The organism is Okeania sp. KiyG1 (assembly GCF_014132355.1).
Taxonomy (GTDB): Bacteria; Cyanobacteriota; Cyanobacteriia; order Cyanobacteriales; family Microcoleaceae; genus Okeania.
Genome location: NZ_BLZO01000098.1, coordinates 49,818 through 69,272, shown reverse-complemented (window position 1 = coordinate 69,272; position 19,455 = coordinate 49,818). Strand labels below are relative to the sequence as shown.

The window sequence follows — 19,455 nt, the reverse complement described above, 5'->3', positions numbered from 1 at the left end:
AACGTACCTTCATCATTCACATACCACACACTTGCTAAGGCAGACTTTGCTCCTGCTGCTACTGCTAACCCGGCAAAACCTAACTCGGCATTTTTGTCACCAACGGCGGTGCGGCAAGCTGACAATACTAATAATTCTACTGGTGGATCGTTCCAACCTAACTGTCGCATTTGGTCTAGTTGTAGTTGTTCGTTACCCCACAGTTGAATATAGGAATTGCTGATAGCACCTGGTCGGAATTCTGCATGAGTTGCTAGGTGAACGATGGGATAGGGATAATTTTGTCGTTGGGTTAGCAGGTTATTACGGGTGAAGTCTTGGTTAAGGAATTGACTACCTTGCCACAACTGTTGGGAAATAGTTTTTAATTCTACTGGCACTGCTGGTAAGGAATTTTGTTTGATAAACTCACTTGCTCCCATTGCTAATACTCGGGTATCTTGAATTGGGCGGTAGTTGGTATCCATTAAACTGATACTGGGAATTAAACTGAGGCTATATTTTTCGACGAGGAATTGTTGACCATCGTGTAATACTGCTACAGGTAATGTCCGTAGACCTTCATCCATACTGAATAGTAAGGTATCGATATTAGCAGCTTCTAATTCTGCTGATATGGGTGCAATGAGCCAATTGTACAATTTTTGTGCTGGTGGCAAATAGCTTTGACTATTACGACGGGAGGGAGTTGTGACTTTAACTCTTAATTGTAGCACAACTTCCATGAGTTGTTGGCGATGAGCTGCTGGCACAGTTTTGAGGATGGGGTCGCTGTCTGATGTGTATAATATCAGTTGCAGTTCTTCTTGGTAAGCTGTGACATAGATAATTGCTGATTTTTTGCCTGTTTCACGGGCGATATCTGTCAGCACTTCCCGGATATTTTTTATGGATGTATTTTGAGTTAATAGGTCTTCCCCAAAGTGGTCGGTAAATTCATTGTTCCGGTTTTGCTCCAAGGCAGTCAAAGTTTGAGAGTTAGCAGCAACAGTTAGGGGGGTGTTGTTAATAATATTGATGTTTTGTAAAGCAGTTTTGGTGTCGGTGTTGATGTTGATTTGTTGGCGATCGCTCTTTTTGTTTGGCAGATTAGGATTATTGGTTGTGCTGATGGTACTGTTACTCTGTATTGACTGGATAATGTTAGTGGCGATCGGATTTGAGATTGGGTTGTTAGGTTGTAAAATGTTATTTGTGGGGATGGCTGGAGTTGTTGTTGGTTGTACTAGGTTTGATTCTGCTGGAATGCTTTGGTTTTCTGGTATTTGAGGTAATTGTTCTGGCAAAGTATTGTTTATTGGTGTTGATGGAGGTGGGCTAATTTGAATGATGTCACCAGTGTTAAGTTCTCCTCCTGGTAAGTTGCTAATATTTGTTGTATCACCTATTGCTATTTGGTCTTGGGTAGTAATATTACCTGCTGGTTGATTATTAATATTAGCATTACCCTGTTGAGTGATTGCTATTTGGTCTTGGGTAGTAATATTACCTGCTGGTTGATTATTAATATTAGCATTACCCTGTTGAGTGGTAGCTATTTGGTCTGTGGTAGTAATATTACCTGCTGGTTGATTATTAATATTGGCATTACCCTGTTGAGTGGTAGCTATTTGGTCTTGGGTAGTAATATTACCTGCTGGTTGATTATTAATATTGGCATTACCTTGGTTTGTTACCGCCGTTTGGTCTCCTGCAGTAATATCGCCTCCTGCTTGATTATTAATATTGGCATTACCTTGGTTTGTTACCGCCGTTTGGTCTCCTGCAGTAATATCGCCTCCTGCTTGGTTATTAATATTGGCATCACCTTCTTCAGTAGTAGCAGTTTGGTCTCCTGCAGTAATATCGCCTCCTGCTTGATTATTAATATTGGCATTACCTTGGTTTGTTATCGCCGTTTGGTCTCCTGCAGTAATATCGCCTCCTGCTTGGTTATTAATATTGGCATCACCTTCTTCAGTAGTAGCAGTTTGGTCTCCTGCAGTAATATCGCCTCCTGCTTGGTTATTAATATTGGCATCACCTTGGTTAGTTACCGCCGTTTGGTCTCCAGTAGTAATATCCCCTGCTGCTTCATTATTAATATTGGCATCACCTTGGTTAGTTACCGCCGTTTGGTCTCCTGCAGTAATATCGCCTCCTGCTTGGTTATTAATATTGGCATCACCTTCTTCAGTAGTAGCAGTTTGGTCTCCTGCAGTAATATCGCCTCCTGCTTGGTTATTAATATTGGCATCACCTTCTTCAGTAGTAGCAGTTTGGTCTCCTGCAGTAATATCGCCTCCTGCTTCGTTATTAATATTACTATCACCAACAGCACTATCAACAGTTTGGTCTCCAGTTTCAATATCCTCCCCTGCTTGAACATCAATACCTCCAGCATTTCCAGACTCAGAAATAGATTCCAAATCTTCAGTAGTAACCGAACCATCGGCAGCAATAATTTCAACTGTTCCAGCCGCTTCCCCACCTTCAGTGGTAACATTTGCAGTTCTAATATCCCCTTGAGTGCTAAAAGTATTCAGAGTAATATTACCACTGGTGCCACTGGGAGCGCGGGTCTGAATAGTCCCGGTATTAATACTACCGCTATTACTTTCAATACTTACATCCCCACTACCTGCATTGCCAAAAGATGCTACGTTATTAATATTGACAGTACCACTAGCATTCAATTTTATCTGACCCCCAGTACCATCCTCAGCAGTAGAATAAGTAGCAATATGATTAATATTTAAGTCGCCGTTATTCAGAGTTTCAATAGATATTCGATCGCCTGTACCATTAATAGCAGTGGAAAAAATTACACCCGTATTAATATTGCCGTCATTGTTGCTGATATTAACAGCTCCACTACTTTCCCCGCCAAAAGAACTAATATTGCTAGTGGTAATATCTCCTTGACCCCGCTGAATAATCACAATATTTCCTCCAGTACCCTCTGGAGCGTAGGAACTCAGGTTTGCGCGTTCCTGTGCAAAGATAGTCGCCACATCTTCTGAAGAAACATCAGCATCAGTGGGAATATTTACCTCCTCACCTAAAAACCCAACAGTGGTATCAATATTTCCATTAATTGTTTCCAAAGTAATATTACCACCTCTTGCTCCCGCACCGCTAAAGCTTTCGATAAAACCAGTACTAATATCTCCTGTGGCGCTGAGGGTAATATTTCCACCTTCCCCTGTTTGGGAACTAGAGACTAATTCGCCAATACTAGCATCTATTGCACCATCTGCAGTAATAGATATATTTCCACCTTTACCACTACCTCCAGCAAATGATTCAATAGTTCCTATTTGGATATTGCCGTTAACTGTAATAGTCACATCTCCACCATTACCATCACCTTCTGACTCGGAAAAAATTGTTTCTATTACAATATCATCTGTACTGGTAATCTCTATATTACCGCCATCACCTGTTCTGGAGGAAGAAGCTAACTCACCACCGATAGTTTCAATGCTACCTGTTTGATTTTGGATCGAAATACTACCACCACGACCCCTGTTATCAGCGCGGGAGTCTATACCAGCAGTATTAACATCGCCGTTACTGATAATACTAACATTACCTCCATCTCCTTGACTACTATAGGAAATGAGTTCTCCTTGAGTTGTGACGTTACCCTCAAGACTCTGGATGGTAATATTGCCCCCAGGACTACCTGTTTCTGATTCAACCTGAGACTGAGTAGTGTTGGTGTTGTCTGTATTTTCCCTTGTAGGTGGAATATTTTCTGGGTCTCCTGCGGAGGAAATGATTTCATTTGTAGTAATATTACCTTTAGCTTCCAGACTAATATCGCCTCCTGCACCTCGACGAGAAAATGACTCGATGACTCCTGCTGTGGTATTTATCTCACCTTCAGCTATTAGAGTAATACTACCTCCAGAACCTCGGGTATTTTCTCCAGGGTTAGAATTATTAGAATTATCTGTTGGTTGTGGGTTTGCTTCTGATACAGATCCATCTTCTGAGGAGTTATTGTCGTTATTTGAATCTCGCGGGTTGCCACTTGAAGAAAATATATCACCTGTAGTCAAATTGCCATTACTGGTAATAGTCACATTTCCAGCATTTCCTGAACGTGAAAAAGATTCTAATTCACCATCTGTTGTATCAACATTTCCGGTGAGACTTTCGAGGATAATATTCCCACCTCGACCACTACCTTTTGAAGTAGAGTTAATGTTACCTGTTGTTAAATTGCTATTACTGGTAATACTCACATCTCCAGCATCTCCTGATTCTGAAAAAGAAGATAATTCACCACCTGTTGTATCAACATTTCCGGTGAAACTTTCGAGAGTAATATTGCCACCTCGACCACTACCTTTTGAACTAGAGTTAGTCTCACCTATTGTTAAATTGCCACTACTGGTAATACTCACATCTCCAGCATCTCCTGATTCTGAAAAAGAAGATAATTCACCACTTGTTGTCTCAATATTTCCCCCAGTACTTTTAAGGGTAATTTTGCCGCCCTGACCGCTACCTTTGGAACGAGAGTCAATATCACCTGTGGTCAAATTGCCACTACTGGTAATACTCACACCCCCAGCATGTCCTGATTCTGAAAAAGAAAATAATCTACCCTGACTAGAATTAACATTTCCGGTGAGACTTTCAAGAGTAATTTTGCCACCTTGACCATCACCGTCTGAACGAGAGTCAATATCACCTGTAGTCAAAGTGCCATTACTGGTAATAGTCACATCTCCTGCATTTCCTAATTCTGAAAAAGAAGATAATTCACCACTTGTTGTATTAATATTTCCGGTGAGACTTTCGAGGGTAATTTTGCCGCCCTGACCATCACCGTCTGAACGAGAGTCAATATCACCTGTGGTCAAATTGCCACTACTGGTAATACTCACACCTCCAGCATTTCCTGATTCTGAAAAAGAAAATAATCTACCCTGACTAGAATTAACATTTCCGGTGAGACTTTCGAGAGTAATTTTGCCACCTTGACCATCACCGTCTGAACGAGAGTCAATATCACCTGTAGTCAAATTGCCATTACTGGTAATAGTCACATCTCCAGCATTTCCTAATTCTGAAAAAGAAGATATTCCCCGATCGCCGTTAGTTGTATCAATATTTCCATCTGTACTTTCGAGAGTAATATTACCACCCCGACCATTAACATCCGAACGGGAGTTAATATCACTTATTGTTAAATTGCCACGACTTTTAATAGTTACACTGCCACCATTACCAGAAGTGGCAAAGCTATTTATTTCTTCTATGGTAGTTACTGCACCTTCCGTACTTTCAATGCTTATATTACCACTGCTGCGCTCATTTATTTCTGTTTCTGTTAGGGGTGTGATATCAGTATTATCTTCGGGGTTACTTGCTTCGGGGTCGCCTGCGGTGGAAAGAATTTTTTTTGTAGTAATGTCACCTCTTGCTTCCAGACTAATATTACCCCCTGAACCTTCTCGAGAAAATGACTCTAACTTAGATTTATCATTAGCTCCTGCAGTAGTATCAATAGTTCCTCCTGCTTTGAGGGTAATATCTCCCCCATTACTGCTGCCACTCTCGTTTTGAGATAAATCTTCTGATTCTTCCTCTTCATCTGTTCCTCGACCTGCAAAAGAAAGGATACTTCCTGTTGTAATATTGCCCTGACTGGTAAGACTCACAGTTCCCGCATCACCCCTACGAGAAGAAGACCTGACTTCACCAGCACTGGTATCAATATTTCCGGCAAGACTTTCTAAAGTAATATTCCCACCTTTACCATTACCGTCTGAACGAGAGTCAATGTTACCTGTAGTCAAATTGCCACTACTGGTAATAGTCACATCTCCAGCATTTCCTAATTCAGAAAAAGAAGATAATTCACCACTTGTTGTCTCAATATTTCCGCTTGTACTTTCAAGGGTAATTTTGCCACCTTGACCATTAGTTGAACGAGAGTCAATATCACCTGTAATCAAATTGCCATTACTTGTGATGGTAACGTTTCCGGCATTTTCCTCCTCAGAAGCAGCGAATATTCCTGCTATATCTTGGTCTGTTCCCAAGGTTTCAATACTACCACCTGTACTTTCAATAGTAATATCTCCGCCCTGACCTGCTTGTGTCTGGGAATCAATATTACTTGTATTAATATCGCCCTGACTTTTGATAGTGACACTTCCAGCATTTCCTGCTTGTGACCTAGACACTATATTACCAACCGTTGTATCAACACTTCCATTTGTACTTTCGAGGGTAATATTACCACCCCGACCACTACCTTTGGAACGAGAGTCAATATCACCTGTAGTCAAATTGCCACTACTGGTAATAGTCACATCTCCAGCATTTCCTAATTCTGAAAAAGAAGATATTCCCCGATCGCCGTTAGTTGTATTAACATTTCCGGCGATACTTTCGAGAGTAATTTTGCCACCTTGACCCATACCGTCTGAACGAGAGTCAATATCACCTGTAGTCAAAGTGCCATTACTGGTAATAGTCACATCTCCAGCATTTCCTAATTCTGAAACAGAAGATATTCCCCGATCGCCATTAGTTGTATCAATATTTCCATCTGTACTTTCGAGGGTAATATTACCACCCCGACCATTAACATCCGAACGGGAGTTAATATCACTTATTGTTAAATTGCCACGACTTTTAATAGTTACACTGCCACCATTACCAGAAGTGGCAAAGCTATTTATTTCTTCTGTGGTAGTTACTGCACCTTCGGTACTTTCAATGCGGATATTACCACTGCTGCGCTCATTTATTTCTGTTTCTGTTAGGGGTGTGATATCAGCATTATCTTCAGGGTTACTTGCTTGGGGGTCTCCTGCACTGGAAAGTATTTTAGTTGTAGTAATGTCACCTTTAGCTTCCAGAGTAATATTACCACCTAAACCTTCTCGAGAAAATGACTCTAACTTAGATTTATCATTAGCTCCTGCAGTAGTATCAATAGTTCCTCCTGCTTTGAGGGTAATATTTCCCCCATTACTGCTGCCACTCTCGTTTGGAGATAAATCTTCTGAGTCTTCCTCTTCATCTGTTCCTCGACCTGCAAAAGAAAGGATACTTCCTGTTGTAATATTGCCCTGACTGGTAAGACTCACAGTTCCCGCATCACCCCTACGAGAAGAAGACCTGACTTCACCAGCACTGGTATCAATATTTCCAGCAAGACTTTCGAGGGTAATATTCCCACCTTTACCATTAGTTGAGCGGGAGTCAATATTACCTGTAATCAAATTTCCATTACCTGTGATGGTAACTTTTCCAGCATCTCCCTCCTCAGAAGCAGCAAATATTCCTGCTACATCTTGGTCTGTCCCCAAGGTTTCAATACTACCACCTGTACTTTCAATGGTAATGTTTCCACCCTGACCTGCTTGTGTCTGGGAATCAATATTACCTGTATTAATATCGCCCTGACTTTTGATAGTGACACTTCCAGCATTTCCTGCTTGTGACCTAGACACTATATTACCAACCGTTGTATCAACACTTCCATTTGTACTTTCGAGAGTAATACTCCCACCTTTACCGCTGCCTTTTGAACGGGAGTTGATATCACTTGTTGTCAAATCACCACTACTGATGATAGTGACATCTCCAGCATCTCCTAACTCTGAAAAAGAAGATAATCCATTCTCTATGTCACCGTTACTGGTATTAATATTTTCCCCTGTACTTTCAAGGGTAATATTTCCCCCTGTACTTTCGAGAGTAATATTCCCACCTTGACCACTACCGTTTGAACGAGAGTTAATATTACCTGTACTAATATCACCCTGACTTTTGATTGTCACATTTCCTGCACTTCCAGTTTCCGACTTAGAAGCTATTTCACCACCCCTTGTCTCAACACTTCCAATTACACTTTCGAGAGTAATATTCCCACCTTGACCATTCATTGAATTGGAGTCAATATTACCTGTGGTCAAGTTCCCATTACTATTGATAGTAATGTTTCCTGCATTTCCCTGCTCAGAAGCAGCAAATATTCCTGCTACATCTTGGCCTGTTCCCAAGGTTTCAATACTTCCATCTGTACTTTCAATAGTAATATCTCCACCCTGGCCTGCTTGTGTCTGGGAATCAATATTACCTGTATTAATATTACCCTGACTTTTAATAGTGACACTTCCAGCATTTCCTGCTTGTGACTTAGAGGCTATGTCACCATTACTGGTATTAATATTTCCCCCTGTACTTTCGAGAGTAATATTCCCACCTTGACCATTAATTGAAGTGGAGTCAATATTACCTGTGGTCAAATTACTATCAGCAGTAATGTTAATGTTTCCTGCATCTCCATCAATAGAAGCAGAAAATATTCCTGCTGCTGCTTCTGTGTCAGTTCCAATAGTATCAACAGTACCATTCGTACTTTCAATAGTTATATCTCCACCTTTACCACCACCTGTTTTTGATTCAATACTTTCAGTATTAATATCTCCAAAAGCTTTGATAGTAATATCTCCAGCATTTCCTGCCTCGCCAACAGTATCTATTTCTGCTGTGATAGTTACTGCCCCTTCTGTGCTTTCAATACTGATATTACCACTATTGCCACTATTTATTTCTGTCTGTGTTGTTTCGGTAGGGTTATTATCTACAGAGTTGCCTACATCAGGGTCGCCAGCAGTGGAAAAAACTTCCCCTGTAGTAATATCACCTTTGCTAGTGATGCTGATATTACCTCCATCGCCCAGACGAGAAAATGATTCGATAGTTCCTGCGCTAGTATCAATAATACCTTCTGCTGTCAGGGTAATATCCCCACCACTACCGTTTGTACTCTGAGTTTGATTTGAGTCAGTGTTATTTGTTTGGAATGGTGATGAATTTGCTAAGTCTCCCTCTGCATCTAATGGTTCCCCTGCGGAAGAAAAGATATCTGCTGTTTTGATGTCGCCATTACTGGTAATGCTGACATTTCCTCCATTTCCCTCAACGGAAAAAGAAGCTAATTCTTCACTACTGGTATCAACATTACCACCCGTACTTTCTAGAGTAATATTCCCACCATTACCACTACCGTCTGAACGAGAGTCAATATAACCTGTTTTGATATTGCCATTACTGGTAATGCTAACATTCCCACCATCGCCATCAAAAGAGGCAGAAAATATTTCACCTGCAGTTGCATCAACTTCACCACCACTATTTATGGTAATATTTCCACCTCTATCATTACCCATGGTAGAAGCATTAATATCTCCTGTTTGAATATTGCCATCAGCAGCGAGGGAAATATCGCCACCTGTAGTTGATTCAGAATTTGACTTAAGTGTGGTTTCAGTAGTATCAATATTCCCAGTAGTAGAAATAGTAATTGTTCCTGGTTGTCTGTCAGGAACTGATGTAACTACCTCTTCAATTGCAGTAAAATTCCCATCAATATTTAGTTCAATATTACCACCACCTCTAGTAGAAATTCCTGTTAATTCTTCGCTAACTCCACCAATAGTTAAATCACTGATTGAGTTAATAAATACTCCTTGTTCCCCTGTTAATACTTCTAAGTTATTTACATCTATTCGCAAAGGTGCTTCAGCTAAACCTATTCCACCAGAATTTTGAGTTTCAAATATTGCTCTATCGGCAGTAATTAAAGAATTAGGAGAAACTTGTCTAATATTCCCCTGGTTAGCATTGATTAATAGTTGACCAGTAGTAGTTAAATTAGCTAAATTTATATCGCCATTTGCACCTAAATTTCCTAGTCTAATTGTAATATCCCCACTACCGGAATTTAATGTTGTACCTTCGATTTGATTAATCGAACCTGCTCCTTGGTCGCGATTATTAATATTTGCACTATTGTCGTTACCAAATAGAGAAATATTGCTATTGGTTTGAGATGTATCTATATCTGCATTTATATTAATATTTCGTCCGGCTTTTAATTCTATTGCATCTGAAGTTTCTATTGGTTCATTAACAGTTATATCATTATCAGCTTGAAGAATAATTTCACCTTCTATTTCTTCTATTTCTGCCACAGAAAATGTGACATTATCATCTTCATTTTGTTCCGGTGACTCGTTGCTACTTTCTGACCCTCCTATAATGATATTTTTAGGGTCAAATAATATGGTTCCTGTTTCTCCAAATGCTGCACTAACATTGACATTTCCATCAAATATTAATTGTTCTTTTCCTGAGATTTCAACAAAGCCTCCATCACCAGAAAAATCTCCGCCTTTAGCACTAATACTCCCGGCAAAATTAGTCGTATCATCTGACCAAATTATTACTTGACCGCCGTCTCCATTATTAATAGCATCGGCAGAAATAATTGAATTATTGTTAACAAAAGTTTGCTGAGAATTGGGAACAATTCCATTACCTTGAAAGTCGCCTCCGATTAATATTGTGCCCCCGACCTTTGGACTATTGGCATTAATATTGGCATCGATAACTGCCACGCGATCGCCCAATACATTTACCTGTCCCCCAATATTATATCCCCCCTTACCCCCCTTTGAAAGGGGGGAAGTTGTAGAGACATCAATATTTCCCGAAGCGATCGCTACTCCTGCTGTATCGGTCAATTCCAAATTACCCTGAGCATTCATAACCACAGAAGAGGCGTGATGTATGTCACCACCTGTTAATAATTCTGGTAATAACATCGGTGTAATTGACTGCCCTGATAAATTATTAGAAGTAGGTGATACATCTAAACTCAACAGATGGCCTGGTTGAGATATTCTCAATGTATCTCCACCATTAACTGCAGCAATAGTGATATTACCACCTGCCGTAGATAATTCACCTGTGTTAATAACTGTACCACCTGTTAGAGTTAAATCTTGTCCAGGATTTAAACTTAAATTGCCTTCGTTAACTATTGCGCCTGGGTTTGAGACATTAAAATTGTAACCACTGGGGTTGCCTACTAAATTTGAGTAGTCATTTGTTCCTATTGCCTGAAACCAGAAATTATTACTGTTGAAACCTATACCTGTGGCAGTAGTAACGCTGAAGGAAGCGGGAATATTCAGACTCGCATTAGGGCCAAATATGATTCCGGTGGGGTTCATTAAGAAAAGGTTAGAATTACCGCCTATTACTTGAATTAAGCCATTAATTCTGGAAGGGTCTCCACCTGTAATTCTGCCTAGAATATTACGGGTGTCTGGGGTGGAGATGAAGTTGGCGGTTTGACCAGAGTTGAGGTTAAATTTGCCGAAACTGTGAAAGAGGTTAGTGCCGTTATGAGTACCGCCTTGAATATTAAATTGATTGCCATTTTGATTTACGGTAGTTCCTGTACCGTCATTTGCCGGAGTAATAGGTTGACTATAAGCAGGAAGAGCGACTGTTCCTAATAGAGACACGAAGCTCATCAGAGGACAAAGATGTAATGTGATTAGTTTCATATTATGGACTGAGAGTTAATGGTAAAACTCACAAATGTAATGATTATTAACTCCAGTATATCTTTTCTCAAATTGAGACACCTCCTTAATAATGCGGAAGGGAGATGGGGAGATGGGGTTCTTGAGGACACGGAGATGGGGGATGGGGAGATGGGGGGATGGGGAGATGGGGGGATGGGGAGATGGGGGATGGGGAGATGGGGAGGTGGGGGAGATGGGGGATGGGGAGATGGGGAGGTGGGGAGATGGGGCGAGGATGGAACATTTTTTTATACCTAATTAGGGCTTTCTGATTAAATATAAAAGCACTGACAGATCAAAAAAATTAGCCTTTAAAGGAGCGAAAAAAGTGCCTGGTATCACGTTGAAAACCCTCAAAAAATTAGCATAAAAGGCAGGGGGGATAGCAGAAAAATCAAGGAACAAATATATCCGACTATTTCCTAATTAATTCCTCGTTTCTCCTAACTACTCTCTACTCCCCCGCTCCCCCGCTCCCCTACTCCCCCGCTCCCCTACTCCTGACTCCTCCTACTTACTAACTAAATTCCAGAAATAACCATCAGGAGCAACAAAAGAAAAACTTTGTTCGCCAAACTCGTTATCAATAATATCTGTAACTTCCGTTGCTGCTGAATTGTTAACTCGGTCAAAATAATATTTTATATTATTAACTCGATAAGTATACAAAGACATTCCTAAGCAACCAGGTCGCGAATATTCAAAACAATTGTTCAACTTCACTGCTTCAGGAAATCGAATAATATACATTCTGCCAGAACGTGCTTCCTGCCAATTTATTGAGGAGCGTGGATCGTCAAAAGTTGTAACTATAAACTTTTCCCCTGGTTGCAAATCAAAAATTTGCCTGCCTGCTGCTGAACTTTCATAAGTAGTTTCTGAGTCATCCCGCGTTCGCAACAAACCTAATACATCCTCATAAAATCTCAATTTTTCTTTGCTATCATCTTGCACCACCATACCTGCATGGGTAAATTGGCTAGTTTTGAAAGTACAGTTATGATTAATTTTGCCATATTCGGGAACTGTGTAATTAAAGCGTTGGAACAATACCTGACGTGTTAATGGTTGCAGTAACATCATTTCCCGCACTCCCACTGCTGGATCGATAAACGGGCGACCTTTCTCCGTTTTGTAAATTATTTCCCACTCAGGAAAAGTAATACAAATTGGCAAACCTGCTAAGTAGGCATCCTCAGCATGGTTAAGAATATTCAAAACATCTGCAGTTAAGGTTGTCCCCCAACGGTTGCCCAAAACTTTCATGGATGTCATTTCTAAACCTTCATTAGTGGGGTTTTCCCAAGTCATAAGGCGAATCAAACCATGGTCGGCATTTTGATGTTCGAGTCTAATTGAGCGCAGATTAGAATTGACTCCATACAAATTTTTCACTGTAGGAGCAGTTAATTCTCCTGTTTTGCCAATGCGATAGCCAAATTGTTGCCAATATTGAATCATTGGTAAGGTTTCAGTGATACCGATGCAAATTTCATAGATGCCTTCGATAGTGGGATTTTTCTTCATAGTTTTTACCGCTATTTTTCAAGTAGAGACCTTCTATAGGGGAAAGTCTGTTTTTATTAATAGGACTTACGCATGAACGCTATTGGTAGGGTGTGTTAGCGCTAGCGTAACGCACCAATGCACCATATGCAGTGCTATTGGTAGGGTGTGTTAGCGCTAGCGTAACGCACCAATGCACCATATGCAGTGCATTTGCGTAAGTACTGTTATTAATATGATAATCCTATTTGATTCATGTACAAAATCCCATTATATTTAGAGGATATCTGAAATTTGCCCCCCTAGCCCCCCAACTTTGGGGGGAACAAGAGTCAATTTGCTTGCTCTAGTCCCCCAAAATTGGGGGATGCGCGGGGGCTTAGATGTTGCATACAACGTCCCTACTAAAAGGGGAACAAGAGTCAATTTGCTTGCTCTAGTCCCCCAAAATTGGGGGATGCGCGGGGGCTTAGATGTTGCATACAACGTCCCTACTAAAAGGGGAACAAGAGTCAATTTGCTTGCTCTAGTCCCCCAAAATTGGGGGATGCGCGGGGGCTTAGATGTTGCATACAACGTCCCTACTAAAAGGGGAACAAGAGTCAATTTGCTTGCTCTAGTCCCCCAACTTTGGGGGATGCGCGGGGGCTGAGATGTTGCATACAACGTCCCTACTAAAAGGGGAACAAGAGTCAATTTGCTTGCTCTAGTCCCCCAGAATTGGGGACTGAATTTTGCCCCCCTAGCCCCCCAAATTTGGGGGCAACAAGAGTCAATTTGCTTCTAAAAGTCCCCCAATTTTGGGGGATTTAGGGGGCTTTAAAAACTGATAACTGATAACTGAATTTACTCTCCCTGACACACCCACGCTCCCCAAAAATACGGATGAGCTAATGGTTTACTGTCAATTTTTAGATTATTTCCTAACTTTAATTCGGCTAAAATATCCCTACCTAATTTACTTTTTTGTAACTCTCCAACCGTGACATTAATGATATATTGCTGTGCTTTTTTAAATGCTTCCGCAGGACTAAGATCTGGTTTTAAATAATCTAAAAATTGCTCCATTAATAACATAGTTGCTAATGTTGGTACGCTCCACAAACTCATTATTAATGTTTTACTGCCAGCGACCGCAAATGCACGACGCAACCCGAAAACTCCTTCTCCCGTTTGCACGTCTCCTAACCCACTTTGACAAGCAATTAAAATCGTGAGGTCTGTTTCCCAGAGGTCAATACCCGCAATATCTTGAGCAAATACCATAGTTGGGAAATTTTCGGGTAGTTTGCCGCCGGAAAACCAGGTGTTCGCTCCTGTAAAAGCGATCGCCGAACGCATCATCGGGTTTTCGACTTTTGCTTGGTGGCGGTTTGGTTTGAAGGTTTCAAATTCCATGTTATTAACTGGAGGTTTTGCTGAAGTGGTATTTATCTGTTGTTTCACCAGAGAATATATCGCTCCCAACTTTTCTCTGATTTCATTATGAAAATTTTCGCTTTTTTGCAACGCTTCAATATATTTCAGAAACTCTTCAATATATTCCAGAAACTCTTCATCAACGAAACCATAATTTTTTACTAATATCTCTGCTTGTTTTTCCTGGGAACAGATCAACAATTCTATCAACAAACGCTGATATTCTCTCCATCTCTGGGTGTAATAACCGTGAGTAGCAACAATGAGCAGTTTAGGAGATTTACATTTGAGCAGGCGATCGCCTGTTGCCTCATTTTGCAAGAAAGGTTTGACTCCTAACTGTTGTCCAATAGTTAGGGCAAAATCAGCAGTTGCTTTCAACCGTTTAAATTCTACACCTGCAAGAGTACCAAACATTTGACTAACATTCATATCAGAAACAGCCATATTTGACTCTGGTTGTCGAATACCTGCATCATTCTGAGACCAATCAAAATTAGGATCGGCAATAATTAATGGTTCGTTTGCTGTACCCTTAGTTTTGATGCGACGGCGCAATAATTCTCGCCCGACGCTGACATAACTAATGTTGTACTCATCCTGCAATATTGTTGTCTCATCATCCTCTGGCAATATCTGAAATGGCACCAAGTTTAAATCCCCATCGGGAGCTATTACTAAATGACTGCAACCTGCTAACTTATCCCGCAATTTATCAAAAACTGCCTCTCGTAGTTTCTTACCTGGTTGGGAATTATATGTAATTGCCTGGGTAGACTCGGTTGTATAAATCCATGATGGGTCTAAAGTCGTCACTTGTTGTATTTCCAAATCTATCACCGACTCTCGATACAGAGAAATCAAGCGATCGATATTTTCTGCCTCCCCTAGATCCATCATTTCTACCTCAGAAGGTTTTTCCGCAGCTAAAACAAACGCCAGATACCGCGTCTCCTGCCAACTATCATTCTGAAAATCAAAGACATCAAACCGCACAAACTCCAACAACTTTCCTCCCTCTAGTAACTCTGAAGCTACTGCCCGTCTGTCGCCCATTTGTTCCTGCATAGCAATTTCTGGTATCTTTTGCGCTAACTGTCTTTCTAACTCATTACATTCTTTTTGCAGTTGAGCTAACTGTTGTTTGTGAGCTTCCAGTTTTTCTGGTGGGGGTACTTCATAGGTAAATGCTAAAAGTTCCTTGCATTTTTCTCGCCACTGTCTAAAAAATTCTTGGAGTTGGGGATAACGATCGCTGAAGACTGCTTGGTTTTGAGCAGCAAGAGCAGTTGCAGTTAGAGCTTTCCGTTTGAGGACGAGATTTAATGCTGCTTGTTTTGCTGCTTGGGAGTGGGGGAGATATTGGTAGACTAAGGAGAGGAGACCACCAAGATAAGGTACGACTCGTTGTTGTATACAGGCCATGCGATCGCTGTCAGAACTGGAGGCAAAAATTCGTCTAATCGTCATATCTTCAATTTTGTTTGACTTGAGCATCAGTTTCAATGCTTCTTTGGGGCGATCGGTTGCAACTAACAATTCTGCTAGGTATTTGAGGTGGATGGCTAAGTCAGGATGATTTTTTGGCAGTGCAATTTTATCAATTTCTATGGCTTGTCTGTATAAAATTTCTGCCTCATTATATCGTCTTTGAGACTTATATAATTTTCCTTGATTGCTTATAGTGCTAGCAAAGTCTGGATGACTTTCTAGCAAGGCGGTTTTGTAGATTTCTACAGCTTCCTTGTATAAAATTTCTGCTTCATTGAATCGGCCTTGAGACTTATATAATAATGCTATATTGTTAAGAGTTGTGGCTAAAGAGGGATGATTTTTTGGCAGTGCAATTTTTTTTATTTCTAGAGCTTGTTTGAGCAAAGTTTCGGCTTCATTGTACTGCCTTTGAGTACGGTATAAGTATGCTATGCTACCTAGTGGGTTAGCAAGGTAGGGGTGATTTTCTGGTAGTGCTATTTTGTAGATTTCTAGAGCTTCTTTGAACAATAGTTCCGCTTCCTTATACCGTCCTTGTGCCGAGTATAATAATGCTAAGTTGTTGATCTTGTGAGCAAGGTCTAGGTAAGTTTCTGGCAGTGCAATTTTATCAATTTCTATAGCTTGTTTGAACAAAGGTTCAGCTTTATTGTATTGCCCAGTTAAGCGATATAATTCTGCTAAGTTGTTAATAGCAACTGTTACAGCTCTATAATTATTTTTTTTTCCGAATAACAATAACTTTTCACTAATACGGTATAATTTTCCCAGGATGTTGAGCATAGCTTCTAAAGCATTTTTGCTTTTAGCATAGTAGGTTTTCCCCCAGATTTGCTGCGCCAGTTTTACTGATTGTTCGGCAATGGGAATAGCCCCATCATATCGACCTAACTTTTGGAGTCTATTAGCACGATAGTTCAAAAATCTATAACGTATTCCTTGAATTACTATATAAACGAATAAAATGCAGGAAATGTAAAAAGTAAAATAGAAACATAATAACCGAAATAAATAAGTGCATTTATCGCGCCAATAATGAATACTTTTATCCAGTTCAACATGATTTACTTCTTTTATTTTTGTTAATAGATAATTTGTTTTGTTTATTGTTGGATTGTTAAATTCTTCTGAGAAGTAGCACAACAAAGGTTTTTCAGATAACTATAGACGACAGCAACAACATATAAACGTGCCATAGCTCAAGCTTCCTCATTTTCCTGAATAGCACGTTTGATTTCCTCCGTATTAGCTTCAGCATAAACCCAAGCATTTTCTAAATCGGAAATACGCAGACTAGGATAACACTTGAGAAGTTCAGCATCACTTACTCCCAAATTTCCATAATTCACCAACACCCACACAGGAATGCGAGTACCAACAATACAAGCATCACCACCACAAACACCCGGAGTCTTTTCAATACCAGAATAAATATTAGCCAAACTGTGAGCTAAAAGTTGGATAGCTTGAAGTTTTTCTGCTGGAGTTAATGCCAAAAGTTGGGGTTCTAAATCTTTTAATTTCATAGTTGACTCTTAAGTATCTACTATTATTTTATCTATCATATAATTCTCCCCGATTAAACTGATAGTCATCTGGCAAAGCAAAAGAATATTCGTCTACTAACTGCAAAAATCTTTCCTTGTTATCTTGAATAACATCTGCTTCTACCAAAATAACCTTAAGTTTTTTTCCCTCTAATTCTGAACTGAGTTGTTCGCTAAATATCAGATTGCCATTTTGACAAATTGCTTGTAGAACTTTGTACATATTAATTTGTTCCTTTTAAGAAAATAATTTGAAAAAGGTACTTTTGAGAACCTAATTTGGTATAATTCCTATCAATTCCTTTTTCGGGAAATAGAGACGATGCTTTTTTAATGGAGTAAAACAATGACCGATAAAGAAAAAATTTACGCAGAAATTGAGAGTATTTCAGAAGAATATTTCGAGGAACTCTACTGGTTAATTAAAAAGTTTGCAGATGCAAAACCGATTAAAAAAGAATCTACATTTATGTCTAAATTGAAAAGTATACAAATAGACGGTCCAGAAGATTTTGCGGCTAATTTAGATTTGTATTTGAGCGGAGAGAAAAGTGTCGAGTAAAACATTTGTAGATACCTCGTTTGTAATAGCTTTAATCAATAGGCGAGACCGATACCATCAACAAGCTAGGGAATTAGCCGATCGCTTTGATGGCTATCCTTTATTAAGTACCGATGCCATTTTGCTAGAAATTGGTAATGCTCTGGCGCGAAATTATAAAGATAAAGCGACCGAAATAATCGAACACTTTTTGAGTTCCCAACAGGTAGAAATTGTTCGGTTAACTCCTCAATTATTTGACAAAGGATTTGCTTTGTACAAAAGTTACCAAGACCAATCTTGGGGATTAGTAGATTGTATTTCTTTTGTAGTTATGCGTGAGGCAAATATTACCCAAGCTTTAACCTCCGATCGCCATTTCAGACAAGCTGGTTTTCAGACTTTAATAAGTTGATTTTATAGATTTTACAGCTTTTTATCTATTACATAAAAAGTTTAAATCAGTTGAGGTTTAAAACTTCAAAGTTCAGGTTTTAAACCTCTCAGTAGCAACAATAAATCCGTACATCCGTGGCAAAATCAGTGTCTAGCTCCCGTTCTCAGAAATCACAAGAATTTCTGCTGGTGCATTACGCTTCGCTTAAACACACCCTACATCTACACCACCTTATAATCCATATACCACAAAGTACAATCTGACTCACCCTCAAAATATGCCAAAAATTCCTGCAAATGCTCTCCCTCAAGACGTAAAGGTGGTTGCTCTGGTTTCGGCAACCAATCTAACTTTGGACGTTCCGGAGCGATCGCCACTATTATCTCCTCAACCCCAGGTTTACCACTCAGTTTAAAAGATTCTCTAAATGCTCCCTCCATTGGTAACGATACTGCACCCGCTTCATTAAAACTAGGAGAAGGCGCAAGAAACGACGGCGACAAACAATAAAATTTGCCAGAAGTACCTTTTTCCAAAAGAGTCAAATATCCCGGACGTTCCAACTGTACCTCAAATTTAATCTCAGTTCCCAAAGGTACACTACCAGGATAATTAGAATCACATTGCCACATATCCATTCTGCTAACCCTTGGGATAACCGGACCCATTTTATTAGTTGAAACAGCCATATTTTTCAATAGATACCAACGATAAACTATTTCACGCAACCACCGTTTAGCAATTTCAACTTTATCTCTTTTCGCTCCCTCAAAATCACAACCTTCAACCTCTAGTTTTCTAAATATTGTCCTCAAAGAGTCACGCAGAACAATTTCTGGGATTGCTTTTTTACTAGCATTTTCTAATAAATTATTTGATAAAACATCAGCCAGTGCTGGATTATTCAAATCATCATTATCTCTTTTAAACCGTTCGATAAATACCAACCTATTTTTATCTTTAAGCATCAATATATCAGCTATTTTTTCCAGAAAACTAGCCTCTTTATCCTTGTAACTTTTATCTACCATCATCAACTATTCCTTTTCGATAGATTCACCTATAACTATATTTCGATAAATTCAAACTGGCAATAACAATTCTACATATTTCTACATAACTCTACCTGGCTCTACATAGCTCTATTTTGATTCA

The 19,455-nt window shown here is 39.7% G+C and carries 9 protein-coding genes; 3 read left to right on the top strand and 6 right to left on the bottom strand.

Annotated features, from left to right (window positions below; all coding sequences use genetic code 11):
• Positions 1-11,375 (bottom strand): CHAT domain-containing protein (locus SAGCYANO_RS24130; protein ID WP_202222404.1); only part of this gene is annotated, 11,375 nt, incomplete at its 3' end.
• Positions 11,376-11,393: 18 nt separating this feature from the next.
• On the opposite strand from SAGCYANO_RS24130, the gene SAGCYANO_RS24125 reads away from it, so the two are divergent.
• Positions 11,394-11,654 (top strand): hypothetical protein, encoded by a 261-nt coding sequence (locus SAGCYANO_RS24125; RefSeq protein WP_202222403.1) that lies wholly within the window; start codon positions 11,394-11,396, stop codon positions 11,652-11,654.
• Positions 11,655-11,906: 252 nt separating this feature from the next.
• Here SAGCYANO_RS24125 and SAGCYANO_RS24120 read toward each other — a convergent pair whose 3' ends face one another.
• The 4 genes from SAGCYANO_RS24120 to SAGCYANO_RS24105 all read right to left on the bottom strand — a co-directional run bounded on the left by SAGCYANO_RS24120 (position 11,907) and on the right by SAGCYANO_RS24105 (position 17,585).
• Complete coding sequence (locus SAGCYANO_RS24120; RefSeq protein ID WP_202222402.1) at positions 11,907-12,923, bottom strand: hypothetical protein; 1,017 nt, start codon at positions 12,921-12,923, stop codon at positions 11,907-11,909.
• A gap of 825 nt (positions 12,924-13,748) precedes the next feature.
• A complete protein-coding gene (locus SAGCYANO_RS24115) occupies positions 13,749-16,736 on the bottom strand; it encodes a CHAT domain-containing tetratricopeptide repeat protein (protein ID WP_202222401.1) in 2,988 nt (995 codons plus the stop codon).
• 278 nt (positions 16,737-17,014) lie between these two features.
• Positions 17,015-17,341 carry a DUF433 domain-containing protein gene (locus SAGCYANO_RS24110; RefSeq protein WP_202222400.1) on the bottom strand — a complete coding sequence of 109 codons (327 nt, stop codon included), beginning with the start codon at positions 17,339-17,341 and terminating at the stop codon, positions 17,015-17,017.
• Between the two features lie 28 nt (positions 17,342-17,369).
• On the bottom strand, positions 17,370-17,585 hold the full coding sequence (locus SAGCYANO_RS24105) for a hypothetical protein (protein ID WP_202222399.1): 216 nt from the start codon (positions 17,583-17,585) through the stop codon (positions 17,370-17,372).
• A 123-nt stretch (positions 17,586-17,708) separates the two neighbouring features.
• On the opposite strand from SAGCYANO_RS24105, the gene SAGCYANO_RS24100 reads away from it, so the two are divergent.
• On the top strand, positions 17,709-17,924 hold the full coding sequence (locus tag SAGCYANO_RS24100) for a hypothetical protein (protein WP_202222398.1): 216 nt from the start codon (positions 17,709-17,711) through the stop codon (positions 17,922-17,924).
• Positions 17,914-18,318 carry a type II toxin-antitoxin system VapC family toxin gene (locus tag SAGCYANO_RS24095; RefSeq protein ID WP_202222397.1) on the top strand — a complete coding sequence of 135 codons (405 nt, stop codon included), beginning with the start codon at positions 17,914-17,916 and terminating at the stop codon, positions 18,316-18,318. Before SAGCYANO_RS24100 ends, SAGCYANO_RS24095 begins: the two co-directional genes overlap by 11 nt.
• Positions 18,319-18,521: 203 nt before the next feature.
• Here SAGCYANO_RS24095 and SAGCYANO_RS24090 read toward each other — a convergent pair whose 3' ends face one another.
• Positions 18,522-19,334 carry a DUF4384 domain-containing protein gene (locus SAGCYANO_RS24090; protein WP_237396616.1) on the bottom strand — a complete coding sequence of 271 codons (813 nt, stop codon included), beginning with the start codon at positions 19,332-19,334 and terminating at the stop codon, positions 18,522-18,524.
• Between the last annotated feature and the right edge of the window lie 121 nt (positions 19,335-19,455).

What these genes read in the sequence shown, in the direction of transcription:
- SAGCYANO_RS24125 (WP_202222403.1), top strand. Translation starts at nt 11,394, where the DNA reads ATGGTAAAACTCACAAATGTAATGATTATTAACTCCAGTATATCTTTT.
- SAGCYANO_RS24120 (WP_202222402.1), bottom strand. Translation starts at nt 12,923, where the DNA reads ATGAAGAAAAATCCCACTATCGAAGGCATCTATGAAATTTGCATCGGT.
- SAGCYANO_RS24110 (WP_202222400.1), bottom strand. Translation starts at nt 17,341, where the DNA reads ATGAAATTAAAAGATTTAGAACCCCAACTTTTGGCATTAACTCCAGCA.
- SAGCYANO_RS24105 (WP_202222399.1), bottom strand. Translation starts at nt 17,585, where the DNA reads ATGTACAAAGTTCTACAAGCAATTTGTCAAAATGGCAATCTGATATTT.
- SAGCYANO_RS24100 (WP_202222398.1), top strand. Translation starts at nt 17,709, where the DNA reads ATGACCGATAAAGAAAAAATTTACGCAGAAATTGAGAGTATTTCAGAA.
- SAGCYANO_RS24090 (WP_237396616.1), bottom strand. Translation starts at nt 19,334, where the DNA reads ATGATGGTAGATAAAAGTTACAAGGATAAAGAGGCTAGTTTTCTGGAA.